The organism is Bradyrhizobium sp. SRS-191 (assembly GCF_024586915.1).
Classification (GTDB): domain Bacteria; phylum Pseudomonadota; class Alphaproteobacteria; order Rhizobiales; family Xanthobacteraceae; genus Bradyrhizobium.
The window spans coordinates 145,070-167,272 of the sequence record NZ_JANBVS010000002.1 but is presented as its reverse complement, the minus strand read 5'-3'; the positions used below and the strand labels follow the sequence as shown (position 1 = coordinate 167,272).

The 22,203-nt window shown below is 64.8% G+C and carries 24 protein-coding genes; 7 read left to right on the top strand and 17 right to left on the bottom strand.

All coding sequences use genetic code 11. From position 1 onward, the window contains the following. Positions 1–2 precede the first annotated feature (2 nt). Positions 3–1,070 carry a low specificity L-threonine aldolase gene (locus tag NLR35_RS04580; protein WP_257165769.1) on the top strand — a complete coding sequence of 356 codons (1,068 nt, stop codon included), beginning with the start codon at positions 3–5 and terminating at the stop codon, positions 1,068–1,070. 3 nt (positions 1,071–1,073) lie between these two features. Here NLR35_RS04580 and NLR35_RS04575 read toward each other — a convergent pair whose 3' ends face one another. From NLR35_RS04575 to grxD, 3 genes are read right to left on the bottom strand one after another with little or no spacing between them, the layout of a single operon-like run. After that, the gene (locus NLR35_RS04575) at positions 1,074–2,294 is read right to left on the bottom strand and encodes a serine hydrolase domain-containing protein (protein WP_257165373.1); all 1,221 of its coding nucleotides are present in this window, start codon (positions 2,292–2,294) and stop codon (positions 1,074–1,076) included. Positions 2,295–2,324: 30 nt separating this feature from the next. After that, positions 2,325–2,894, bottom strand: a complete 570-nt coding sequence (locus NLR35_RS04570; RefSeq protein WP_257165768.1) for an O-acetyl-ADP-ribose deacetylase — start codon at positions 2,892–2,894, stop codon at positions 2,325–2,327. Beyond that, positions 2,891–3,229: a Grx4 family monothiol glutaredoxin gene (gene grxD / locus NLR35_RS04565; RefSeq protein ID WP_006609190.1), complete on the bottom strand. Its 339-nt coding sequence runs from the start codon at positions 3,227–3,229 to the stop codon at positions 2,891–2,893. The genes NLR35_RS04570 and grxD overlap by 4 nt, the downstream gene beginning before the upstream one ends. Before the next feature lie 305 nt (positions 3,230–3,534). Between grxD and egtB the strand changes: the two genes are divergently transcribed. Next, positions 3,535–4,785 (top strand): ergothioneine biosynthesis protein EgtB, encoded by a 1,251-nt coding sequence (gene egtB, locus NLR35_RS04560; protein WP_257165372.1) that lies wholly within the window; start codon positions 3,535–3,537, stop codon positions 4,783–4,785. A gap of 57 nt (positions 4,786–4,842) precedes the next feature. Next, positions 4,843–5,814: an L-histidine N(alpha)-methyltransferase gene (gene egtD / locus NLR35_RS04555; protein WP_257165371.1), complete on the top strand. Its 972-nt coding sequence runs from the start codon at positions 4,843–4,845 to the stop codon at positions 5,812–5,814. Between the two features lie 119 nt (positions 5,815–5,933). On the opposite strand, the gene NLR35_RS04550 is transcribed toward egtD, so the two are convergent. After that, the gene (locus tag NLR35_RS04550) at positions 5,934–6,173 is read right to left on the bottom strand and encodes a BolA/IbaG family iron-sulfur metabolism protein (RefSeq protein ID WP_006609193.1); all 240 of its coding nucleotides are present in this window, start codon (positions 6,171–6,173) and stop codon (positions 5,934–5,936) included. Between the two features lie 226 nt (positions 6,174–6,399). Here NLR35_RS04550 and NLR35_RS04545 point away from each other — a divergent pair, with 226 nt between their 5' ends. Continuing rightward, complete coding sequence (locus NLR35_RS04545; RefSeq protein WP_257165370.1) at positions 6,400–6,765, top strand: DUF427 domain-containing protein; 366 nt, start codon at positions 6,400–6,402, stop codon at positions 6,763–6,765. Between the two features lie 51 nt (positions 6,766–6,816). On the opposite strand, the gene NLR35_RS04540 is transcribed toward NLR35_RS04545, so the two are convergent. Next, positions 6,817–6,990 (bottom strand): DUF1328 domain-containing protein, encoded by a 174-nt coding sequence (locus tag NLR35_RS04540; RefSeq protein WP_257165369.1) that lies wholly within the window; start codon positions 6,988–6,990, stop codon positions 6,817–6,819. 266 nt (positions 6,991–7,256) lie between these two features. Between NLR35_RS04540 and NLR35_RS04535 the strand changes: the two genes are divergently transcribed. Further along, on the top strand, positions 7,257–8,453 hold the full coding sequence (locus tag NLR35_RS04535) for an acyltransferase (RefSeq protein WP_257165368.1): 1,197 nt from the start codon (positions 7,257–7,259) through the stop codon (positions 8,451–8,453). Positions 8,454–8,661: 208 nt separating this feature from the next. Here the strand turns inward: NLR35_RS04535 and purL are convergent, their stop codons facing one another. Beyond that, complete coding sequence (purL, locus tag NLR35_RS04530; RefSeq protein WP_257165367.1) at positions 8,662–10,872, bottom strand: phosphoribosylformylglycinamidine synthase subunit PurL; 2,211 nt, start codon at positions 10,870–10,872, stop codon at positions 8,662–8,664. A 197-nt stretch (positions 10,873–11,069) separates the two neighbouring features. On the opposite strand from purL, the gene NLR35_RS04525 reads away from it, so the two are divergent. Continuing rightward, positions 11,070–11,552 carry a PaaI family thioesterase gene (locus tag NLR35_RS04525; RefSeq protein WP_257165366.1) on the top strand — a complete coding sequence of 161 codons (483 nt, stop codon included), beginning with the start codon at positions 11,070–11,072 and terminating at the stop codon, positions 11,550–11,552. A gap of 218 nt (positions 11,553–11,770) precedes the next feature. Here NLR35_RS04525 and NLR35_RS04520 read toward each other — a convergent pair whose 3' ends face one another. The 7 genes from NLR35_RS04520 to purC all read right to left on the bottom strand — a co-directional run bounded on the left by NLR35_RS04520 (position 11,771) and on the right by purC (position 17,298). Then, positions 11,771–12,508: a tetratricopeptide repeat protein gene (locus tag NLR35_RS04520; protein ID WP_257165365.1), complete on the bottom strand. Its 738-nt coding sequence runs from the start codon at positions 12,506–12,508 to the stop codon at positions 11,771–11,773. Between the two features lie 256 nt (positions 12,509–12,764). Beyond that, complete coding sequence (locus NLR35_RS04515) at positions 12,765–14,030, bottom strand: DUF1236 domain-containing protein (RefSeq protein WP_257165767.1); 1,266 nt, start codon at positions 14,028–14,030, stop codon at positions 12,765–12,767. Between the two features lie 267 nt (positions 14,031–14,297). Further along, complete coding sequence (locus tag NLR35_RS04510; protein WP_257165766.1) at positions 14,298–14,732, bottom strand: hypothetical protein; 435 nt, start codon at positions 14,730–14,732, stop codon at positions 14,298–14,300. 269 nt (positions 14,733–15,001) lie between these two features. Next, positions 15,002–15,703: a phosphoribosylformylglycinamidine synthase subunit PurQ gene (purQ, locus tag NLR35_RS04505; protein WP_257165364.1), complete on the bottom strand. Its 702-nt coding sequence runs from the start codon at positions 15,701–15,703 to the stop codon at positions 15,002–15,004. Positions 15,704–15,712: 9 nt separating this feature from the next. Beyond that, positions 15,713–16,201 carry a hypothetical protein gene (locus tag NLR35_RS04500; protein WP_257165363.1) on the bottom strand — a complete coding sequence of 163 codons (489 nt, stop codon included), beginning with the start codon at positions 16,199–16,201 and terminating at the stop codon, positions 15,713–15,715. 73 nt (positions 16,202–16,274) lie between these two features. Further along, complete coding sequence (gene purS, locus NLR35_RS04495) at positions 16,275–16,517, bottom strand: phosphoribosylformylglycinamidine synthase subunit PurS (RefSeq protein ID WP_006614499.1); 243 nt, start codon at positions 16,515–16,517, stop codon at positions 16,275–16,277. A gap of 13 nt (positions 16,518–16,530) precedes the next feature. Beyond that, positions 16,531–17,298, bottom strand: a complete 768-nt coding sequence (gene purC, locus NLR35_RS04490) for a phosphoribosylaminoimidazolesuccinocarboxamide synthase (protein WP_008974302.1) — start codon at positions 17,296–17,298, stop codon at positions 16,531–16,533. A 311-nt stretch (positions 17,299–17,609) separates the two neighbouring features. On the opposite strand from purC, the gene NLR35_RS04485 reads away from it, so the two are divergent. Continuing rightward, a complete protein-coding gene (locus tag NLR35_RS04485) occupies positions 17,610–17,927 on the top strand; it encodes a DUF1476 domain-containing protein (protein ID WP_257165362.1) in 318 nt (105 codons plus the stop codon). Positions 17,928–18,004: 77 nt separating this feature from the next. On the opposite strand, the gene cynS is transcribed toward NLR35_RS04485, so the two are convergent. The 4 genes from cynS to NLR35_RS04465 all read right to left on the bottom strand — a co-directional run bounded on the left by cynS (position 18,005) and on the right by NLR35_RS04465 (position 22,128). Beyond that, positions 18,005–18,493: a cyanase gene (cynS, locus tag NLR35_RS04480; RefSeq protein WP_006614502.1), complete on the bottom strand. Its 489-nt coding sequence runs from the start codon at positions 18,491–18,493 to the stop codon at positions 18,005–18,007. Positions 18,494–18,539: 46 nt separating this feature from the next. Next, a complete protein-coding gene (locus tag NLR35_RS04475) occupies positions 18,540–19,445 on the bottom strand; it encodes an ABC transporter ATP-binding protein (RefSeq protein ID WP_257165361.1) in 906 nt (301 codons plus the stop codon). 243 nt (positions 19,446–19,688) lie between these two features. After that, entirely contained in the window at positions 19,689–20,528 is an 840-nt protein-coding gene (ntrB, locus tag NLR35_RS04470; protein ID WP_257165360.1) for a nitrate ABC transporter permease, read from the bottom strand. 214 nt (positions 20,529–20,742) lie between these two features. Continuing rightward, positions 20,743–22,128, bottom strand: a complete 1,386-nt coding sequence (locus NLR35_RS04465; RefSeq protein WP_257165359.1) for an ABC transporter substrate-binding protein — start codon at positions 22,126–22,128, stop codon at positions 20,743–20,745. Between the last annotated feature and the right edge of the window lie 75 nt (positions 22,129–22,203).

The following is a 22,203-nucleotide window of genomic DNA, read 5'->3' as shown; positions in this document are numbered from 1 at the left end:
CGATGTATTACACCCCGCCCCCGCGCGATCCCAAGGCGCCGCCCGTGCGCGTCAACCTGCTGTCGGACACGCAGACCCGCCCCACAGCCGCGATGCGCGAAGCCATGGCGCGGGCCGAGGTCGGCGACGAGCAGATTGGCGACGATCCGACCGTGCACGAGCTCACCGCCCGGGTCGCCGCCCTGCTCGGCAAGGAAGCCGCGGTGCTGATGCCCTCTGGCACGATGTGCAACGTCGCCGCCACGTTGGTGCATTGCCGCCCGGGCGACGAGATCCTGGCGCACGAAACCGCGCACATCATCTCGCGCGAGGGCGGCGCGCATGCCGCGCTCGGCGGTTTTCAGGTGACGCAGCTCAAGGGTCCCGACGGCCAGTTCACGCCCGAGACCTTCCGCGCCGCGCTGCATCCGCGCAGCCGCTACCAGCCGCCGCAGACCGTCGTCAGCGTCGAGCAGACCGCCAATATCGGCGGCGGCACGATCTGGAAGAAGGCTGACCTCGACGCAATCGTCGAGATCGCCAAGGCGAATGGCATGGCGACGCACATGGATGGCGCGCGGCTGCTGAATGCCACCGTGGCGACCGGCATCTCGGCGGCCGAGATGACGGCCGGCTGGGATTCCGCCTGGATCGACTTTTCCAAGGGCCTGGGCGCACCGATCGGCGGCGTGCTTGCCGGCAGCGCCGCCTTCATCGACGAGGTCTGGCGCTGGAAGCAGCGCCTCGGCGGCGCGATGCGCCAGGCCGGCGTGGTCGCCGCCGCCTGCATCTACGCGCTCGATCATCACGTCGACCGTCTCGCCGACGATCACGCCAATGCGCGCGCGCTGGCGCGCGGTCTGTCGCAGATCCAAGGCATCGAGGTGCAGGAGCCCGAGACCAATCTCGTGTTCTTCAAGCCTGATGGCGCGGGCGTCCCCGGCGAAAAGATGGTGCGCGAGCTGCGCAAGCGCGGCGTGCTGCTCGCGATGATGGACGGCCGCATCCGCGCCTGCACGCATCTCGATGTGTCAGCCGCGATGATCGAGGAGATGGTCGGCCACGTCAGAGAGATCGTTCGCGGCGCATGAGGATCATGGCACGAGCGCCGAGTAGACCAGCTGCCGCACATCGCTCGCGATACGGCCGCGCTGCGACGGCGCCTGCATCATGACGATGACGAAGAGATCGTCGGTGGGATCGATGAAGAAGAACGTCCCGCCGACGCCATCCCAGCCATATTCGCCTGCCGGCAGCGGGGGCTTCGCCGCGAGACGTACGGAGAAACCCAAGCCGAAGCCGTGCTCGGCGCCCGGAAAGTAGAGGTCGTCACGACGTATCCCCGCCCCCACGACATGATCCCGCGTCATCAGCGCGACGGTTTCGGGCTTGAGATAGCGGCGCCCGTCGAGCTCGCCGCCGTTCAGCAGCATCTGCGCGAACCGCGCGTAGTCGGAGATCGTGCTGATCATCCCCGCCCCGCCCGACTGCCAGCGCCGCGGCCGAATGGGATCATCGAGGCCGGCGATCGGACGATCGAACCAGTCGCGTGGCGACGGCTCGGCGACGCGGCCGCGCTGGCTCTGGTCGGCGAGGAAGAACCTCGTCTCGGCCATGCCGAGCGGACCGAGCAGCCGCTCCTGCTCGAACTGATAAAGCGAGCGGCCCGAGACGATTTCGATCACCCGGCCGAGCACGTCGGTGGAGTGGCCGTAGTCCCACAGCGTGCCAGGCTGCTCGGCCAGCGGCAGCCTGGCAAGACGCTCGACGAAAGCGGCGTTGTCGATATCGCCATCGAACAGCGGCGCATGCGCATAGAGCCTCCGCACGGCCGTCTCGCCGTAGAAGCCGTAGGTGATGCCCGAGGTATGGCGCAGCAGGTCGAGAATGGTGATCGGACGCGCGAGCGGTCCGCCGGCGGCCTTCACGTCAGCGAAGGCCGGGATGAACTTGGCCAAGGGGTCATCGAGCCTCAGACCGCCGTCGTCGATCAGCATCATCGCAGCCACCGACGTGATCGGCTTCGACATCGAGTAGATCCGGAAGATCGCATCCTCCGTCATCGCCGCGCGGGTCGCGGGATCGCGAAAGCCGAAGCTCTGCAGCAGGACCGAACTGCCGTGCTGCTGGACCAGGACGACGGAGCCGGGAATGTTGCCGGCGGCAACCTCGTTGCGGAAGTAGGCCGAGACCTGATCGAGGCGCTGCCGATCGAGATTGCGCCGCGATGTGACATCGGCGCGAGCCAGAGCCGGCAGTATCGGCGCCGTGAGCATGGCGCCGAGCAGCGTCCGTCGCGAGACCGGCCGATCCACGTTAGCTGCTTCGCTGCAGAGAGATCGCTGTCACCGCGGCGAACCCGCACGAGCGCGACTGGCGATCGCTTCACTGAGCGCGTGATCGTGCAGCTCGGCGCTCTGATCGGAGAAGCAGCAGAACACGATCTGCGACAGCGAGGTCTCCTCGCTGACGGCCGCGATGGAGGTCGCGACCGCAATGGATGCGGCGCGATCCGCGGGAAACCGAAAGATCCCGGTCGAGATCGCGGGAAAGGCGACGGAGTCCAAGAGATGCTTGTGGCACAGCTCGATCGAGCGCCGATAGCACGAGGCCAAAAGCTCCGGCTCGCCGCGCTCGCCGCCTTGCCAGACCGGGCCGACGGTGTGGATCACATGGCGCGCGGGCAGCCGATAGCCCTTGGTGATCTTGGCCTCGCCGGTCTTGCAGCCATGGAGCATGCGGCACTCCATGACGAGGTCGGGACCGGCGGCGCGGTGGATGGCGCCATCGACGCCGCCACCGCCAAGCAAAGACGAATTCGCGGCGTTGACGATGGCGTCAACGCCGAGCTTGGTGATGTCGGCCTTGATGACCTCGAAGCGGGTCGCGCCGATCTCGCGGACAGGGTAGCTCAGGCTGAGGCCGCCGTGCCGACCGGGATGCCCTTGTCGGTGAACAGCTGCTGCAGCTCGCCGCTCTGGAACATCTCACGCACGATGTCACAGCCGCCGACGAACTCGCCCTTCACGTAGAGCTGCGGAATGGTCGGCCAGTTGGAGAACGTCTTGATGCCGTTGCGCAGCTCGGCCGATTCCAGGACGTTCAGGCCCTTATAGCCGACGCCGACATGGTCGAGGATCTGCACGACCTGGCCGGAAAATCCGCACTGCGGAAACTGCGGCGTCCCCTTCATGAACAGGACGACGTCGTTCGACTTCACTTCATTGTCAATGAATTGCTCGATGCTCATCTTCGCTTCCTCTAGGGCGCCTCAAGGAACGCCTGGGGCTCGGTGCCGCTCCGGTCGCGTCGGGCCGATTTCGCCCGGGGACGACCGTCACTTCCCCTATATGTAGCGCAAACCGTTGGTGTGCCAAAGTAAAATGCCAACGATCGGCCCGCAAGGCAGGCCCCCGCGCGGGCCATGGGCTGATGACGGCAATATTATCGCCGCGGCGAGGGTTTCATCCCGTCACCAAGCCCCCATCTAGGACGAACTGTCCGAAGGAACTTGTTCCGTCGAAAATCGTTCTCTCCACCCAAACGGAGACCCGCGTGACCAGTTCAGCCTCCGCCACAGCCTCGTTTCCCGTCACCGCCACGCAGACCCCGAGGCTCGGCCCTCTCGCCGGGAGCCTGATCGATGCGTTTCTGGTGGTCCGCGGCGAGACCGAGCGCCGGGCCGCGCCGCTCAGTCCGGAGGACCAGGTCATCCAGTCGATGCCGGATGCCAGTCCAACGAAATGGCATCGGGCCCATACGACGTGGTTTTTCGAGCAGTTCGTGCTCGGCGCGCATTGCCGAGGATATCAGCCTTTCCATCCGGACTATGCCTTCCTGTTCAATTCCTATTACGTCAGCGCCGGTCCGCGCCACACGCGTGGCGAGCGCGGCCTGATCACCCGCCCGGGAATGGCCGACATCACCGCCTATCGCCGCCACGTCGATGAGGCCGTTGTCGACTTCCTAGGCCGCGCCGATGTCGCGACTTTGGAAGCCGTAGCCCCGCTGGTGGAAGTCGGGCTCAACCATGAGCAGCAGCATCAGGAGCTGATGCTGACCGACATCCTGCATGCCTTCGCCCAGAACCCGACGGCGCCGGCCTATGATCCCTCATGGCGCTTCCCCGTCCCGGCCAGCCGCGGCGAGGATTGGATCAGCCTCCCCGAGGGCATTCACACCGTCGGTCACGCCGGTGACGGCTATCATTTCGACAATGAGCGACCGGCGCATCGCGCGCTCGTCGGGCCGGTGAAACTGGCGCGCAACCTCGTCACCAATGCCGAGTGGCTCGCCTTCATGGCCGACGGCAGCTACCGCACCGCCACGCTGTGGCTGATGGACGGCTTCGCCGCAGCCAGCCGCGAAGGCTGGCAGGCGCCTGGCCATTGGTATGAGGTCGAGGGCGAATGGCGCATCATGACGCTCGGCGGCCTTCAGCCGGTCGATCCCGATGCTCCGGTCTGCCACGTCAGCTATTACGAGGCCGACGCATTCGCGCGCTGGTCCGGCAAGCACCTGCCGACCGAGATGGAATGGGAGGTCGCCGCGCGCGCTAACCAGCTGCATGACGCCTTCGGCATCGTCTGGCAGTGGACCCGCAGCGCCTACAGCCCCTATCCCGGCTACCGTGCCACGGAAGGTGCGCTCGGCGAGTACAACGGCAAGTTCATGGTCAACCAGCTCGTGCTGCGCGGCTCATCGCTTGCCACGCCGGCGGACCACAGCCGCGTCACCTACCGCAACTTCTTCTATCCGCATCACCGCTGGCAATTCACGGGGCTGCGTCTCGCCGACTACGTCTGAGAGAGTCGCGAACATTGTTGCCGATCATCGCGCCTCTTGCGCGTCCAGGAGAGTATCATGAACGTGCACGTCAACGCTCTGGTCGATGCCCATCTTCCCGACGACAAGACGTCGGCCTTCGCGCAGGAGGCGGTCGCAGGTCTCAGCCAGCAGCCCAAGCAGCTATCGCCGAAATACTTCTATGACGCCGCCGGATCGGACCTGTTCGAGCAGATCACGCGGCTGCCGGAATACTATCCGACGCGGACCGAACTCGGCATTCTCCGAGACCGCGGTACCGAAATTGCCGCGATCATCCCCGAGGATGCGGCGCTGATCGAGTTCGGCGCCGGCGCGACGACCAAGGTGCGACTGCTGCTGGAGAGCTGCCGTTTTGCAGCTTACGTTCCGGTCGACATCTCCGGCGACTTCCTCACCGCACAGGCCGATGCTCTGCGCCACGATTTTCCCGATCTGGCCGTGCATCCCGTCATTGCGGACTTCACCACCGCCTTCAGGCTGCCCGAGGCGATCGCAGGCAAGCCGAAGGTCGGCTTCTTCCCGGGATCGACGATCGGCAATTTCGAGCCGCACGAGGCCTGCCGCTTCCTGCGTTCGGCGCGGGAGATCCTCGGCGTCGGCGCGCTGATGATCGTCGGCGTCGACCTGGAGAAGGACGAGCGCGCTCTGCACGCTGCCTACAACGACGCAGCCGGCGTCACCGCGCGCTTCAATCTCAATCTGCTGCTACGGATCAACCGCGAGCTCGGCGGCAATTTCGACCTCTCCGCCTTCGTCCACCGTGCGATCTATAATCGCGAGCAGCACAGGATCGAAATGCATCTGGTGGCGCGGAAGCCGCAAACGGTTCGTCTGCTCGGCAGCACGATCTCCTTCCGTGCCGGCGAGAGCATCCACACCGAGAACAGCTACAAATACAGCATCGAACGCTTCGGGGCGCTGGCCCGCGGCTCAGGCTGGAAGGTCCAGACCGTCTGGACCGATGCCGAGAAGATGTTCTCGGTTCAGGCGCTGGTGGCCGAAGCATGAGGCTCCGGCTTCGCTGGATGGGATAGCGTCCCCACGGCACTGCGATTGCTGGAATACAGGCATCCGCGCCCGCCCGGCGCGGATGCGATCAACCGGGATGAAAACGGCCGATACCGGCGTCAGCGCTGGTCCGGCACCCCGGTCTGAAGGGCCAGCGCGTGCAGGACGTCGCCCATCTGGCCGCGCAGCGACTGATAGACGAGCTGATGCTGTTGCACGCGGGACTTGCCGCGGAAAGCCTCGGAGATGACGGTCGCAGCGTAGTGGTCGCCGTCGCCGGCGAGATCACGAATCGTCACCTGGGCGTCGGGAATGGCGGCCTTGATCATCTGCTCGATCACGTGGGCATCCATGGGCATCCCAGTCCATCTCCTTCTGTAGCAGCGAGCGGCCGAAGAGCTGCCGGCCGCAGCTCCCCTGTGTGGCCCGTCGAACGGCACGAATCAAGGCGCTCTCGCGCGACCGTGATGGCGGAATTTAACGTGAACCGGTTTCGGGGTCACGCCCGGAACCACTATATATCCGGCTCACATACAATGCGCTGGACCGGGTGACGCACCCGGGTCTGATCGCGAGGGAGACGACATGAAGCTTCCAGGGCCGGATCACCCGATCACCATCACCCCAAATCCGAGACGGGTGCGCGTCATCGCCCACGGCGTCGTCATCGCGGATACCACGCACGCGCTGACCTTGAAGGAGGCGAGCTACCCGGCCGTCCACTACGTGCCGCGGGCCGATGCCAACATGACGGCGCTGCAGAAAACCGATCGCGTCACCCATTGTCCCTACAAGGGCGATGCCAGCTATTTCAGCATCGCCGTGGGCGGCAAGACGCTGGACAACGCGATATGGAGCTATGAAGCGCCCTTCCCGGCGATGGCCGAGATTTCGGGCCATCTGGCGTTCTATCCCGACAAGGTGCGGATCGAGGAAGTTGCGGCCGGCTGATCGCCGCCGCCCGGTGGGTACCGGTGCGGCGGGAGTTTGGTTCGCGGCCTGCTACACCCTGAAGATCGTCAGGCCGAGGATCAGAAGCACGAGGAAGATCACCAGGAAGATGTAGAACAGGATCCGCGCTATGTCTGCGGAAGCCGCCGAGATTCCCGTGAAGCCGAGAACACCGGCGACGACCGAGATCAAGAAAAACAGCAGCGCCCATTTGAGAATAGTCACGGTATGGTCCTCCGGTCAGGCGCCGTGCCGGCGCATTCGCCTCACTAACGACGCTGCCGGGAACCGGTTCCTTCAGAGATCGAGCCAGCCGGAGAACATCCGCAACTTCGAGCAGGCCGGCTCGTAACTTTCGCGGCTGCTGCTTCGTAAGCTGGAGATGACGACAAAGTAGCGGGAGGTGTGAGAAATCGGGTTGCGGGCGGCTTCGGCAACTGATTTGCAGCACCGGTCAAAATCGAGCGAGACGACAGCGGGGCTTGGGGCACATGGTCATATCGGTTACGCAATCGGCGGCGGCCGCCAAGGTCGAGCTTCAGGTCCGGCCAAAGGCGCGAGCGCGAAACGCCGCGCTCGATCACGCCCGCACTTTTCTCACGCTGGTGGTGCTGCTGCATCACGCCGTGATTCCCTACACCTATTTCGGGCACACCGACCCGACCTCCTTCCTCGGCTTCGACGGCATCGTGCTGGCCACCGACAGCTTCTTCATGGCCATGTTCTTCTTCCTGTCGGGCCTGTTCGCGTGGTCCGGCCTTGCGCACAAGTCGACCTGGCAGCACCTGCGCGATCGTCTGCTGCGGCTCGGCCTGCCCTTCGTCATCGCCGCGCTGACGCTGATTCCGATCGCTTATTATGCGATCGAGCTGCGCGCCAATCCCGACGCCAGCTTCTCCGCCTTCTGGTGGAAGACCGTGACCGTCGGTCCCTGGCCGAGCGGGCCGATCTGGTTCATCTGGGTGCTGCTGGCGTTCGACGCATCGGCGGCCCTGCTGTACCGCATCTCGCCCGGCCTGCTCGGTCCGATCAACCGGCTGTCGCTGCGCGGCTTCGAGCATCCACGCGACTTCTTCTTCGTCTTCCTGTTGATCACCGGCCTGCTCTACATTCCCTCGCGGCTGTTCTTCGGACCGACCTACTGGTTCGAAGCCGGGCCATTCTCAGTGCAGGCCAGCCGCGTCCTGCTCTACGCCGCCTATTTCTACGTCGGGGCCGGCATCGGCGCGGCGAATTTCGAGCGCGGGCTGCTGGCGGCGGAAGGCCAGATGTCACAGCGCGGACTCGGCGCGTGGATTGTGGTGACGCTCGTGCCCTACGCGCTGCTGTGGGTGCTGATCACGATCAAGCGCCAGGTGCTCGGCAATCCGCCTGACCTGCCGCATTGGTATGAGGGAGCCTACGGCTTCTTCTTCGTGATCTTCAGCACCGCGATGATGTTCGCGATCCTGTCCTACTTCCTCAACCACCGCCGCTCTGAATTCTCCGTGCTCGACCGCCTTCAGGCCGACGCCTACGGCATGTTCCTGGTGCACTATCCGATCGTGCTGTGGCTTCAATACTGGCTGTTCGACCTCAATCTGCCGGCGATCGCCAAGGCGACGATTGCGTTCGTCGGCACCGTTCTGCTGAGCTGGGGCGCGACATGGGTGCTCAGGCAGATCCCGGGCGCGAAGAACGTGCTGTAGGCTCTCACTGGCCGAGCGGGACCGATGCTCAGACGACAAACTCCGCTGTCGTCACTGCGAACGCAGGGACCATAACCACAGGCTGTTGTTGTTGGCGCAGGTCGATGACCAGCCTGCCCGACGACTCCGTACACGGAGTATGGGTCCCGGATCGGCGCTACGGCGGCGCGGTGCGCCGCCGTAGCTTGTCCGGGACGACAGCGGGGGGTTATGCGGCGCTACCGCCCATGTAGCTCGGCAGCCAGCTTTCGAACCGGCTCTTGAGCGTGGCGACCTCGACCGAGGCCTCTCCCGCGATCGCCAGGGCCGTGCCACCCGTCGTGCCGATGCGCGTGCACGGCACGTTGGCGCCGCGCATTTTCGCGAGCACGCGGCCGGCTTCGGTCTCCGGCACCGTCACGAGATAGCGCGCCTGATCCTCGCCGAACCAATAGGCATGCGGCACGATCGACCCCGGCGCGGCCAAGAGGCGCGCGCCGATGCCCGAGGCCATCGCCATCTCGGCGAGCGCCACCAGGAGACCGCCGTCGGACAAATCATGCGCGGCCGTCGCGGTGCCCGCATGGATCATGCCGCGCACGACATCGCCGATGCGCTTCTCGGCGGCGAGATCGACCGGCGGCGGAGCGCCCTCCTCGCGGCCGCAGATGTCGCGCAGGTACACCGACTGGCCGAGCCAGCCATGGGTCTCGCCGATCAACAGGATCGCCTCGCCCTCGGCCTTGAAGGCGATACTGGCGGACTTGGTGAAGTCATCGAGCAGGCCGACGCCGCCGATCGAGGGCGTCGGCAGGATCGCGCGGCCGTTGGTCTCGTTGTAGAGCGAGACGTTGCCGGACACGACCGGGAAGTCGAGCGCGCGGCAGGCCTCCGAGATGCCCTTCAGGCAGCCGACGAACTGGCCCATGATCTCGGGCCGCTCCGGATTGCCGAAGTTGAGATTGTCGGTGATGGCGAGCGGCCGGCCGCCCACAGCGGTGATGTTGCGCCAGGCCTCGGCGACGGCCTGCATGCCCCCCTGATAAGGATCGGCCTCGCAATAGCGCGGCGTGACGTCGACGGTCATCGCCAGGCCCTTCGGCCCGTCCTGCACGCGCACGACGGCGGCATCGCCACCCGGACGCTGCACGGTGTTGCCGAGGATGACGTGGTCGTACTGCTCCCAGATCCAGCGCTTGGAGCACAGGTCGGGCGTCGCGATCAGCTTCTCCAGCGCCGGGATGATGTCCAGGGGCGGCTTGACCTCGCGGGCATGGATCACCGGCAGAGCTGATGACGCGACATGCGGGCGGTCATAGAGCGGCGCCTCGTCGCCAAGCTCCTTGATCGGCAGGTCGGCCATGACGTCGCCGCCATGCTTGACCACGAAGCGCTTGCTGGGCGTGGTGTAGCCGACCACAGCGAAATCGAGGCCCCATTTGCGGAAGATCGCCTCGGCTTCCTTTTCCTTCTCCGGCTTGAGCACCATGAGCATCCGCTCCTGGCTCTCGGAGAGCATCATCTCATAGGCGCTCATGCCGGTCTCGCGGGTCGGCACGGAATCGAGATCGAGGTCGACGCCGAGGTCGCCCTTGGCGCCCATCTCGACCGCCGAGCAGGTCAGGCCGGCCGCGCCCATGTCCTGGATCGCGATCACGCAGTCGGCGGCCATGATCTCGAGGCACGCCTCCAGCAGCAGCTTCTCGGCGAAGGGGTCGCCGACCTGCACGGTCGGGCGCTTCTCCTCGGACGAGTCGTCGAATTCGGCCGAGGCCATCGAGGCGCCATGGATGCCGTCGCGGCCGGTCTTGGAGCCCAAATAGACGATCGGCATGTTCACGCCGGAGGCCGCCGCATAGAAGATCTTGTCGGCGTCGGCGAGGCCGACCGCCATAGCGTTGACCAGGATGTTGCCGTCATAGCGGGTGTGGAAGCGGGTCTGGCCGCCCACCGTGGGCACGCCGAACGAGTTGCCGTAGCCGCCGATGCCGGCGACGACGCCGGACACGAGGTGCTTGGTCTTGGGGTGTTCGGGCGCGCCGAACGACAGGGCGTTCAGGCAGGCGATCGGACGGGCGCCCATCGTGAACACGTCGCGCAGAATACCGCCGACGCCGGTGGTGGCACCCTGGTACGGCTCGATGTAGCTCGGGTGGTTGTGGCTCTCCATCTTGAACACGACGGCCTGGCCGTCGCCGATGTCGATCACGCCGGCGTTCTCGCCCGGGCCCTGGATCACCCAGGGCGCCTTGGTCGGCAGGCCCTTGAGATGGATGCGCGACGATTTGTACGAGCAGTGCTCGTTCCACATCGCCGAGAAGATGCCGAGCTCGGTGAAGGTCGGCACCCGGCCGATCAGCTTCAGGATGCGCTCATATTCGTCGGGCTTCAGGCCGTGGGCGGCGACGAGCTCGGGGGTGATCTGCGGTTCATTGCGCATGGAGAAATGCCTTTGCCCCGTGGGCCGCTGGTCCCTTAAACCCTGCTTCATAGAAAGCCGGGCCTGATGCGAAAAGGCCTTTTACGGCCCTCATCCGCCCTGTCCAGAGCTTTGGCCCGGACCGCCTGGCGGGATATTTGCAGATTGACCACTGATCGGATTTAAGACGGTCAATCAACAGTTAAAGGCCCCGTCACGTGCACGATCTGTCCCGTTCCGCCTTCGAGAACCGCCCCGGCATCCACATCGCCTCCGATGGCGAATTCGCCGGCTGGCGCACCTGGATGCGCGACAGCTACGAATCCCATACCGGGCCGTTCTGGCACCGGATGGAGGAGGACGGCTCGATCCGCTGCGCCTTCCGGGTCGAGAGGAAGCACCTCAACGGCGCCGGCAACGTCCATGGCGGCTGCCTGATGACCTTCGCCGACTATTGCCTGTTCGCCTTCGCCGCCCCGATTCTGCAGGGCCCGGGCGTCACGGTCTCGTTCTCGTCCGAATTCCTCGATGCCGCGCGCGAGGGCGAATTGATCGAAGCCACCGGCGAGGTCACCCGCTCCGGCGCCTCGCTGATCTTCCTGCGCGGCATGCTGCATTCCGGGACGAAGCCGCTGTTCTCGTTTTCGGGCACCATCAAGCGCGTCAGGCGGCGAACGCCGGAGGCGGCGAGCTCGCCGTAGGCGGCTCTTACACGGAATTGCACTCGAGATAGAGCGGCGAAGGCGGTGTGCTCCCTCTCCCCGTTCTTTACGGGGGAGCGGGTCGGAGTGAGGGGCACGCGCATCAGACTCGCGGATAGCCCCCTCACCCGGATTGCATCTATCGATGCAATCCGGCCTCTCCCCGCACGCGGGAGAGGCGAAGACCTCGCTCGCCGCTCACGGTGCCCGTCCAACAGCTACCCCGCGATCTGCTTCTCGGCGATCGCGATCCACTCGGCCTGGGCCTTGCGGACGTGACGGGGTGAGCGCTTCATCTGGATCAGGAGCTCGGTGAAGACCACCTTGGCCTCGTCGACGCGCCCGACCAGCTTGAGCAGCGTGCCGTAGCGCGCCTTGGCCTCGCTGCTCGGCGCGTAGTCCAAGAGCGCCTGGTACTCCTCCAGCGCCTCGTCGGTACGTCCGGCGTCCTGCAACGCCCGCGCATACAACAGATGCGCCTCGGCCGAATTGTAGTCCGGCCACGTCTTCTGCAGCTCGTCGAGCGTCGCCAGCGCGTCGGCCGGACGGCGCCGCGCGAACTGCGCCTTGGCCTTGCCGAGCGCGAAGATCGCTTCGTGACCCATCGGCAGGCTCAGGATGTGGTCGTAGTGCTGCTCGGCCTCGTCATAGCGACCGACGACGACGCACTCCTCCGCGAGCGCGGCGCGGTTGGCGATCGTATCCGTCACCGCAACGCGATCCGACAACTCGCGGTAGTATTTCTCGGGATCGAGCTTGTTGGCGACGCGCTTGCGCGCCTTTTGCACGTCGTGGCTCCCCAGCCATTCCGGCACCAGCTCGACGACGATATAGGCCAGCGCGCCGATCATCGGGACCATCAGGATGATGAAAGCCCAGGGCTGCAGGCGGCCGGTGCGGGAGGCATGATAGATCAGCGAGATGTCGAGCAACAGAACGACAAGTGCAATCGGCACGGCAGACCCCCACCCCACAGCCAACAACGTTACACGCCGGCGTTGATAGCGTGGCCATGCGCGATGGACAATCCTGTGGCCGGCGCTGGCTCGCCAGTCCTGCTGCTTTGACGCATGGCTGCAACGGCGGGTTCAAGCCGTCTCGAGATCAAGTTCGCTGGGCGTACGGCGACCTCCCGCATCACGACCGGACAAGACAAAGGGCGGAAGCGCTCCGCGCTCCCGCCCCTTCCGTGACAAATCTATGACTGCGGCATTACTGCTGCTGATCGATGACCTGCACCACCTTCTGATCGCGCGGATCGACCAGGATGACCTGCTCGCCGATCGCCAGATACTGGTAGTTGGCCAGCTCCGGATTGGCGCGAGCGAGCTCATCAGGCACGCGGCGCAGGCTCAGGCAGCTCGAGCCGGTCGAGGACGAAGACGTCGTCGAACCGACCGTGCCGGTCTCGGTGGCCGCACGGCGCAGGATCTGTCGCTGGTCGTCCGAGAGCACGATGCGGGTCGAGCTTACGCCATACCCGCCTCGGTCATAGCCACGGTCGGCACGCCTGCCGTCCGGCGAGATGACGTCGATGATCTCGCGGCTGCGCGGGTCGACGATCGCGATCTCGTCATGCACGACGGTGTATTCGTAGCCGCGATATTCCGGCACGATGGTCACGATATCCGACGGCAGCGGACGCGGCCGGACACGCTCCGGCAGGCGCTCGCCGATATTGACGTTGATGTTGATGTCGGTGCGCGCGCGGTCGAAGTCGTGATCGCGGCGCAGCTGATCGACCACGCGGGTCTTCTGCTGATCGTTGACCTGGACCTGGGCGTTGGTGCGGTTGCCGTTGGGTTGTGTCTGGGTGCTGGCCTGCCCCGTCTGCGGACCAGCGCCGGCCGGACCGGTCTGCTGGTTCTGCTGCGCGGTCGAGCTCTTGGTGTCGGTGCCGCCGGGCTGATTGGCCTGTTTGCTGCGGTCGCTGTCCTGCTTGTCGCCAGCCTTGTCCGCGGCCTTGTCGGACGTGCCGGTCTTGCGCTCGTCCTGGCTCTGCCGGGTCTTGTCCTTGTCAGGCGCGTTGCGATCGGCCTCGCGGTCGGACTTCCGGTCCGTCGCGCCCGACTTGGACTCGGCGGCGCGGTCCTGCTCCTGCTTGGACTCAGCCTTGGTCCTGCTCTCCGACTGTTTGCTATCCGACTGCTTGTCGGCCTGCTTGCTGTCGGTGGCCGACTTCGTCTCAGCGCTTTCCTTTGCGCTCTCCTTCGCGTCGCGGCCGCGCTCGGCGGCTGCACCGCCCTTGCTTTCGGCGCTCTGCTTGGCGTCGCGCGCCGGCCGCTCGGCGGCCCGTTCCTGTGCCTGCTCGCGCCCACCGGCTGCCGGTTCGCTCCGGCGCTCCTGCGCGCTCTGCCGCGTCTCAGACGCGCCGCGCTCGGCCGCTGCGGCACCACCCTTGACCTCACTCTTAGCCTCGCCGGCAGGCCGTGTGGCCTCGCGGGCCGTCGGAGCAGCCGCCCCGCCCTCACGCTTCATGTCGCCCTGGGCCGATGCAGCACCTGATGCCGTGCCGATCGCCAGGATGATTGCGGCCGTTCCCAGCCAATGTTTCGTCGTCATGAGAGAACCTCCTTGGTTCCCTGCCCCATTCGCGGGCGGACAACGCGAACAGCCGCCCGGCGTTGCCGGAAGCCGGATAAAAATCGCGCGGAACGATTTCGATGAACGGCCTCTTCATCGAAGCCGATATTCGCGGGAGGCGAAGGCGCGAGGCGTCGCCCTCTCAGATTGCCGCGCTCACTATCATTGTCGCGGCGGCAGGCCGAGCAGGACCATGACGGGAATCGCGAACTGCGCGAAGTTGGTGGTGCTGCCTTTCTCGCTGTCCGCCGAACTGATCAGGCTCGCGCTGCCCTTCAGCCCGAACAGCACGCCGCTGACCTGATATTCCTTGGTCCCATCAGGCGCCACCTTCAGGCGCCGCACACGAAATACACGCGGCAACTTGGTGCCCTTGTCGCCGTCGACGCCCAGGATCGTGGTGGTCTGGCCGGGCACGCGCTGGTCCAGCAGCTTGATGGTCTGTTCCTGGGAGGCTCGGAATTGCTCGATCGTCATCGTCGTGTTCGGCGGGTAGAGCCGATAGCTGACCTTCGAGCCGGGGCCGCACTTGGCGTCCTCGCAGAGGAAGAAGGTTACGTCGGTGCCGTTCGGCCGCTGCGGCTTCCAGCCGCTCACAGCGAACGGCGCAGCGGCGGCCGTGGGTGCAGCCGCCGGGGTCTCGGCCTGCGCCGTGCCGACGCCGACCGAGAGCAGCGCGGACAAGAGGAGCAAGCGCAGAGCGCGCTGAGTGAGAGGCAGCGTCGACATCAAGGCACCGTCGGGATCGAGACAAGGGCGGACGTCATGGACGATCCCGGGAGATTGAGGAACGTCCCGGCCCCCTCGATCACCAGTCGGTCGTGGGTCCGCCGGGCGAGCCCGGCTGAACATGCGCAGCGAAGCGATCAGGCGGCGCGGTCGAGATGCGCGACAAGGCCGGCGAACAGGCCGCGGCCGTCAGTGCAGCCCATGATGTCCTCGACGTGATTCTCGGGATGCGGCATCATGCCGAGCACATTCCCGCTCTCGTTGACGATGCCGGCGATCGAATGCGCCGCGCCGTTGATGTTGCTGAGGTCGCCGACCTCGCCGTCGGCCGAGCAGTAGCGATAGAGCACGCGCCCGTCGCCATTCAGCCGCTTCAAGGTCTCCTCGTCGGCCGCGTAGTTGCCCTCGCCATGGGCGACGGGCACGCGGATGACCTGCCCCGCATTGTAGCCGCGGGTGAACGGCGAGTCCGAGCGCTCGACGCGCAGATGCACGTCCTTGCAGATGAACTTCAGCCGGTCGTTGCGCATCAGCACGCCCGGCAGCAGACCCGATTCGCACAGGATCTGGAAGCCGTTGCAGACGCCAAGCACGAGCCCGCCTCGGGCTGCGTGATCGCGCACCGCATCCATGACTGGCGCTCGCGCGGCGATCGCGCCACAGCGCAGATAATCGCCATAGGAGAAGCCGCCGGGGACGACGACGAGATCGGTGCCCTTGGGCAGCGCCGTCTCGGCGTGCCAGACCATCGCCGGCTCATGGCCAGAGATCATGCGCAGCGCGCGCGCCATGTCGCGCTCGCGATTGATGCCGGGGAAGACGAGGACGGCGGATTTCATGCTTGCGGCCTATTTGCTGATTTCCTGCAGAGCCTTCTCAAAACGCGCGAGATTGGCTCGGCTGGCTTGTTCGTCTGTCGCGGAACTGACCAAAATGAACTGCGAGGTCTCGTTGTTGACGACGCCGGATGTTCTATACCTTGAAATCACATCGTCGACGGTCTCGATGATGCGCGAGCCTCCGGACAGATCAAGACCGACGCTCGGTGCGTTCGTTGGCGGCCTAGATTGCTCGCCTGCCAGCGCCGCTGCTCTCCTCTCTTCGGTCCTCAAAATACCCGGAGCGACCGCTGAACCACGTTGCCCAACATGGCAGAACACCCGTGATCCCGGCACGCAGTCTCCGCGTTCGCAGACAAACACGTGCAGACTGTCGCCGCCATCAATGTAGCGCCAGCCATCCAAGGTGACAGGCGCCGCAGCTTTGGCGGCGGATAGCGCCGCCGCGAAAACAACGGCCAAAGACCCGAGTTTTCCAATTTCCTTAAGCAGGGTCATGTCGCAGACAATGCAAGTCTGACTTCACAAGCATCAATCGCTTCGAGATCGGACGCCATCGCTCCGCTTCGCCCTACCCCAACAACTCCACCCGGTAATTCTCGATCACCGTGTTGGCGAGCAGCTTGTCGGCGGCGGCCTTCAGCGCCGCCTCCGCCTGGGCCTTGTCGGCGCCCGCGAGCTCGATGTCGAACACCTTGCCCTGACGCACGCTGGCGACGCCGTCGACGCCGAGCGATTTGAGGGCGCCCTCGATCGCCTTGCCCTGGGGATCGAGGATGCCGGTTTTCAGTGTCACCGTGACACGCGCTTTCACGTCTGTGATTCCCTTAGCTCTTGACCAGAACCGGGCCGGAGCCCGCCGGACGCTCGTTCTCCATGAGGATGCCGAGCCGCTTGGCGACCTCGGTATAGGCCTCCAGAAGGCCGCCAAGATCACGACGGAAGCGGTCCTTGTCGAGCTTCTCGTTCGACTTGATGTCCCACAGCCGGCAGGAATCGGGGGAAATCTCGTCGGCGACGATGATCCGCATCATCTCGTTCTCGAACAGCCGGCCGCATTCCATCTTGAAATCGACCAGACGGATGCCGATGCCGAGGAAGAGACCGGTCAGGAAGTCGTTGACGCGGATGGCCAGCGCCATGATGTCGTCGATCTCCTGGGGGGTCGCCCAGCCGAACGCGGTGATGTGCTCCTCCGACACCATGGGGTCGTTGAGCTGGTCGTTCTTGTAATAGAATTCGATGATCGAACGCGGCAGCTGGGTGCCCTCTTCGATGCCGAGGCGCTGCGACAGCGAGCCCGCCGCCACATTGCGCACCACGACCTCGAGCGGGACGATCTCGACCTCGCGAATCAGCTGCTCGCGCATGTTGAGGCGGCGGATGAAGTGGGTCGGCACCCCGATGTCGTTGAGGTGCTGAAACAGGTACTCCGAGATGCGGTTGTTGAGGACGCCCTTGCCTTCGATCACCTGGTGTTTCTTGGCATTGAAGGCGGTGGCGTCGTCCTTGAAGTGCTGGATCAGGGTGCCCGGCTCGGGACCTTCGTAAAGGACCTTGGCCTTGCCTTCATAAATGCGACGCCGACGGCTCATTGGGATGTACCGTGTTTTGTTGAAATCCATGAAATGGTGGGCTCCGGATGACTTTGGACAGGACCACGACGGAGCTGCCGCGAGGGCCTGGACCTGAATGGAAACAGAACAAGAACCGGGCCTGTGGGAAACCTATCCCATTGGTGTCCCGAGCACAATCGATCCGGATCTCCAGACCTTAGTTTTACCGGCCTTCCTGCGGCCTCGTGCCCGTTGTATTGGCTTTGTGTTCCAATTATTTAGGCATGCGACCATCACCCCGCAACCGCCTGCGCGGTTAACCCTTTTCGGCAACACTGGAAGTTCCGGCTATGACCACGTTCGACAAGCGCGAGGACGCGTTCGAGAAGCAGTTCGCTCATGACGAGGAATTGAAATTCAAGGCGGAAGCCCGCCGCAACAAGCTCCTCGGTCTGTGGGCGGCCGAAAAGCTCGGCAAAGCCGGCGCCGATGCCGACGCCTATGCCAAGGAAGTGGTGGCGTCCGATTTCGAGGAAGCCGGCGACGCCGACGTGGTGCGCAAGGTGCTGGGCGACCTCTCCGCCAAGGGCGTCACCGAGGCCGAGATTCGCGCCAAGATGAGCGAGCTGCTGGCCACCGCGGTGGCGCAGGTCAAGGCGGGACAGTGAAATAGGGCGAATAGCGAATAGGGAGTGGCGAATAGGGATGTCCTTCCCCTATTCGCTACTCGCAATTCGCTATTCGCTTATTCTTCTTTAAATCCATACTCCGGCACATTGCCGCTGGCGCCGTAATATTTGTACGGCAGGAACTTGCCCGACATCGAGATCTTGACGCGATCGCCCTTCGGATTGGGCAGGCGCTCCATCACCATGTCGAAGTCGATCGCCGACATGATGCCGTCGCCGAACTCCTCCTGGATCAGCTCCTTCCACGCCGGCCCGTTGATCATGACGAGCTCATAAAAACGGTAGATCAAGGGATCGGTCGGCGGCATCTGCACGCCCTCGCCACGCATCGGCGTCTCGTTCAGCATCGAGATTTCGCTCTTGGACAGACCGAACAGCTCGCCGGCATTGGCGGCCTGCGGCTTGGTCAGCTTCATCTGGCCGAGAATGGCGCCGACGATCAGCACCTCGGAGTAGCCGCCGATCTTTTCGCAGATGTACTTCCAGCTCCAGCCCTTCTCGCGCTTGATGTCGAGCAGCTTCTCGGTGAGGTCGGATCGCTTCATGCTTGGTCTCCCTTGATGGGCCTTCGTTGATGGGTTTCTTTTGAGCTCAGCGCGCGAGCGCCTGCGGTGCGTCGCTCTCGGCCGGCTTGGATGCGACGATGATCGGCTCGGTCCGGCCGATCTTCACCACGGCCACCTTGCGCGGATCATGCTCCGGCGTCTCCGCGGTGAAGGTCTTGCTGCGGCTGACCAGGAAATCGATGATGTGGTTGCGCAGCGCGTAGTACAGCGGATGGCGATGCAGATCGCCGCGCAGCCGGTCCTTCGGCAGCGGGTTCTCGACGATCTCCGCCAGCACCGCGCCCGGGCCGTTGGTCATCAGCACGATCTTGTCGGCGAGATAGATCGCTTCGTCGACGTCGTGGGTGATCATGAACACGGTCTGCCCGGTCTCGACGCAGATGCGCCGGACCTCGTCCTGCAGCGTGCCGCGGGTCAGCGCGTCCAGCGCCGAAAACGGCTCGTCCATCAGCATGATCTTCGGCGTGATCGACAGCGCCCGCGCAATGCCGACCCGCTGCTTCATGCCGCCGGACAGCTCCGACGGCCGCTTGTGCTCGGAGCCGCCGAGACCGACGAGTTCGATGTATTTCAGCGCATGCGCCTTGACCTTGGCGCGATCCCATTTGCGCCACTTTGACGAGACCGCATAGGCCACGTTGCCAAGCACCGTCCGCCACGGCAGCAGCGCGTGGCTCTGGAAGATCACGGCACGGTCGAGGCTCGGCCCCTCGATGGCCTGGCCGTCGACGATCACGGCCCCCTCGCTCGGCACGTCGAGCCCGGCGAGAATGTTGAGCACAGTGGTCTTGCCACAGCCGGAATGCCCGATCACGCAAACGAACTCACCCCGGGCCATCGCGAGCCAGAGGTTCTCGAAGATCGTCGTGCTCCGCGCGCCGTCGTAGCGCTTGGCGATCCCCTCGATGGAGATGAATTTGTCCGATGTCATCGAGCAGGCTCTCCGGGCACGGTGCGCTCCCTCTCCCCGTCCTTCACGGGGAGAGGGTCGGGGTGAGGGGCAGCTGCACGGGAGGTGCGCGTCGAAAAAGGTCCTGCGAGGCACACGCGCCAGCTGTGTGTGTCGAGAGACCTGTACCCCCTCACCCGGATTGCATCTTCGATGCAATCCGACCTCTCCCCGCAAGCGGGGCGAGGTAAGTAAGCAGCGCCGTTCTGAGCTGACATCACGCTCCTACTCCGGAAACGTCACGAGCCGCGAGACGCGGGCCAGGATCTGATCCAGCACCATTCCGACAAGGCCGATCAGCAGGATCGCGATGATCACGTTGGTGATCGAGAGGTTGTTCCACTCGTTCCAGACGAAGTAACCGATACCGGTGCCGCCGACGAGCATCTCGGCCGCCACGATCACGAGCCAGGCGATGCCGATCGAGATCCGCATGCCCGTGAGGATCGTCGGCGCGGCCGCCGGCAGGATCACCGTAAAGGCGCGCCTGAAATTACCGACCTCGAGCGTGCGCGCGACGTTAATCCACTCCTTCCGCACGCTGGCGACGCCGAATGCGGTGTTGATCAGCATCGGCCAGACCGAGCAGATGAAGATCACGAAGATCGCCGACAGGCTGGAATCCTTGATGGTGTAGAGCGCCAGCGGCATCCACGCGAGCGGCGAGATCGGTTTGAGGATCTGGATGAATGGATCGAGCGCCTTGCTCATCAGGGGCGACATGCCGATCAGGAAGCCCAGGGGAATCGCGATCGCAACCGCGATCAGATAGCCGAGCATCACCCGCCCGAGCGAAAAGGCGAGCTGGATTCCGAGACCCTTATCGTTCGGGCCATTGTCGTAGAACGGCCGCCGCAAATGCTCCCACAGCTTGGCGCCAACATCAAGCGGCCCTGGCATGGCGGATTTGCCTTGCGTGGCGGTCATGCCCATCAGCTTGGCGTATTCGGGGCTCATGTTGGCCGCCGTGCCCGTGCTGCGCGTGGCCAGATGCCATGCGCCGAGGAACACGGCGAGCAGCACGATGGAGACGACGGCGGCGCGCAGGCGAAGTGAGGCAATCATGCCGTCGCTCCACCGCCGGTGTCGTCCCTGCGAACGCAGGGACCCATAACCCCAGGCGGGTGTTGGTGGAAAAGATCCTCGCGACCAGCCCTGCCCCCAGCGAGGTCACGGCGTACGGGTCCCCGCGTTCGCGGGGACGACACTGTTGGTCTGGTCGACTGCGTCGTATTCGTCACCGTCGGCTTGGCAAGCAACGTCGCGCCCATCGCTCCCATCACGACGCCTTCTTGATCTTGAAGCTCGCAACATAATCGTCCGGCTTGGTCGGATCGAAGCTCTTGCCCATCACCGAGAACGACTTGTAGGAGTCCTTCGGCGGCGTCAGCCCCATCTCGATCATGACCTTGCGGGTGTCGGTGGCGAGGTAGATCTGCTCGGCCACCGCCTTGTAGTCGACGTCGCCCTTGATCTGGCCCCAGCGCTTCATCTGGGTCAGCATCCACACCGCGAAAGACTGCCACGGGAACGGATCGAAATCGACGCGCTTCGGGTCGGTCTTCACGCCGCCGAGACCGTCGGCATAGGTGCCGGTCAGCACCTGCTCCAGCACCGTCACCGGCGCGTTGATGTAATTGGCCGGGGCGATGGCTTCAGCAATCTGCTTGCGGTTCTCGGCCTTGGACGCATAAGCGGTCGCGTCGACGATGGCGCGGGTTAGCGCGGCGAAGCTGTTCGGAGCTGACGTGATGAACTCGCGGCTGGCGGCAAAGCTGCAGCAGGGATGGCCGTCCCAGATCTCCTTGGAGAGAATGTGCAGGAAGCCGACGCCGTCATAGATCGCGCGCTGGCAGATGTTGTCGGGCGCCAGGAAGCCGTCGATGTTGTCGGCCCTGAGATTGGCGACCATCTCCGGCGGCGGCACCGAGCGCAGCTGCACGTCGGTATCCGGGTCGATACCGTGCTCGGCCAGATAATAGCGTAGCAGATAATTGTGCATCGAATAGTCGAATGGAATGGCGAATTTCAGCCCCTTCCAGTCCTTCGGATCGCGCTTGTCCTTGTGCTTCATCGACAGCACGATGCCCTGCCCGTTGATGTTCTCGATCGCGGGTACCGTGAACGGGATCGGCTGCGCGCCGAGGCCCAGCGAGATTGCGATCGGCATCGGCGCCAGCATGTGGGCGGCGTCGTATTCCTTGTTGATGGTCTTGTCGCGGATGACAGCCCAGCCGGCGGTCTTGACGACCTCGACGTTCAGGCCGGCCTTCGCATAGAAGCCCAGCGGCGCAGCCATGATGATCGGCGTCGCGCAGGTGATCGGGATGAAGCCGACCTTCAGATCCTTCTTCTCCGGCGTGCCCGCTTCGGCAAAGGCTTCCGTCGCCGTCTTCAACGGGAAGAACTGCGACACCGCCGCAAGCGCCGTCGCGGCTCCGACGGTTTTCAGAAACGCGCGGCGCGTCGTGGCCTCGGGGAAAACAGCGCGCAGCACAGCCGACGCCACGACGTTCTCGTAGCGCTTCTCTTGGGACTCCACGACCGGCTCACAGCGCAGCGCCGACATCGCGTGCTCATGTTCGGCCGGGCTGCGATGCTGGCCGCAAATACAACCGGCATTCACGCGGGAATCGGCATCGAACGGATCATCGAAAATCGACATGTGCTGCGCCCCTTTGTCACACCTGCGCTAACTGCGCCTTCAAACTGCTCATCCGGCCGCATTTTTCAGCGGCCG

Bases quoted from the DNA above. Each gene is read 5' to 3' on its own strand.
- egtD (WP_257165371.1), top strand. From the start codon at position 4,843: ATGAACGTGCACGTCAACGCTCTGGTCGATGCCCATCTTCCCGACGAC.
- NLR35_RS04535 (WP_257165368.1), top strand. From the start codon at position 7,257: ATGGTCATATCGGTTACGCAATCGGCGGCGGCCGCCAAGGTCGAGCTT.
- grxD (WP_006609190.1), bottom strand. From the start codon at position 3,229: ATGAGCATCGAGCAATTCATTGACAATGAAGTGAAGTCGAACGACGTC.
- NLR35_RS04550 (WP_006609193.1), bottom strand. From the start codon at position 6,173: ATGCCCATGGATGCCCACGTGATCGAGCAGATGATCAAGGCCGCCATT.
- NLR35_RS04465 (WP_257165359.1), bottom strand. From the start codon at position 22,128: ATGTCGATTTTCGATGATCCGTTCGATGCCGATTCCCGCGTGAATGCC.
- NLR35_RS04545 (WP_257165370.1), top strand. From the start codon at position 6,400: ATGAAGCTTCCAGGGCCGGATCACCCGATCACCATCACCCCAAATCCG.
- NLR35_RS04485 (WP_257165362.1), top strand. From the start codon at position 17,610: ATGACCACGTTCGACAAGCGCGAGGACGCGTTCGAGAAGCAGTTCGCT.
- NLR35_RS04515 (WP_257165767.1), bottom strand. From the start codon at position 14,030: ATGAAGCGTGAGGGCGGGGCGGCTGCTCCGACGGCCCGCGAGGCCACA.
- NLR35_RS04475 (WP_257165361.1), bottom strand. From the start codon at position 19,445: ATGACATCGGACAAATTCATCTCCATCGAGGGGATCGCCAAGCGCTAC.
- purL (WP_257165367.1), bottom strand. From the start codon at position 10,872: ATGCGCAATGAACCGCAGATCACCCCCGAGCTCGTCGCCGCCCACGGC.
- cynS (WP_006614502.1), bottom strand. From the start codon at position 18,493: ATGAAGCGATCCGACCTCACCGAGAAGCTGCTCGACATCAAGCGCGAG.
- ntrB (WP_257165360.1), bottom strand. From the start codon at position 20,528: ATGATTGCCTCACTTCGCCTGCGCGCCGCCGTCGTCTCCATCGTGCTG.
- purQ (WP_257165364.1), bottom strand. From the start codon at position 15,703: ATGAAATCCGCCGTCCTCGTCTTCCCCGGCATCAATCGCGAGCGCGAC.
- NLR35_RS04500 (WP_257165363.1), bottom strand. From the start codon at position 16,201: ATGACCCTGCTTAAGGAAATTGGAAAACTCGGGTCTTTGGCCGTTGTT.
- NLR35_RS04580 (WP_257165769.1), top strand. From the start codon at position 3: ATGTATTACACCCCGCCCCCGCGCGATCCCAAGGCGCCGCCCGTGCGC.
- purC (WP_008974302.1), bottom strand. From the start codon at position 17,298: ATGAGCCGTCGGCGTCGCATTTATGAAGGCAAGGCCAAGGTCCTTTAC.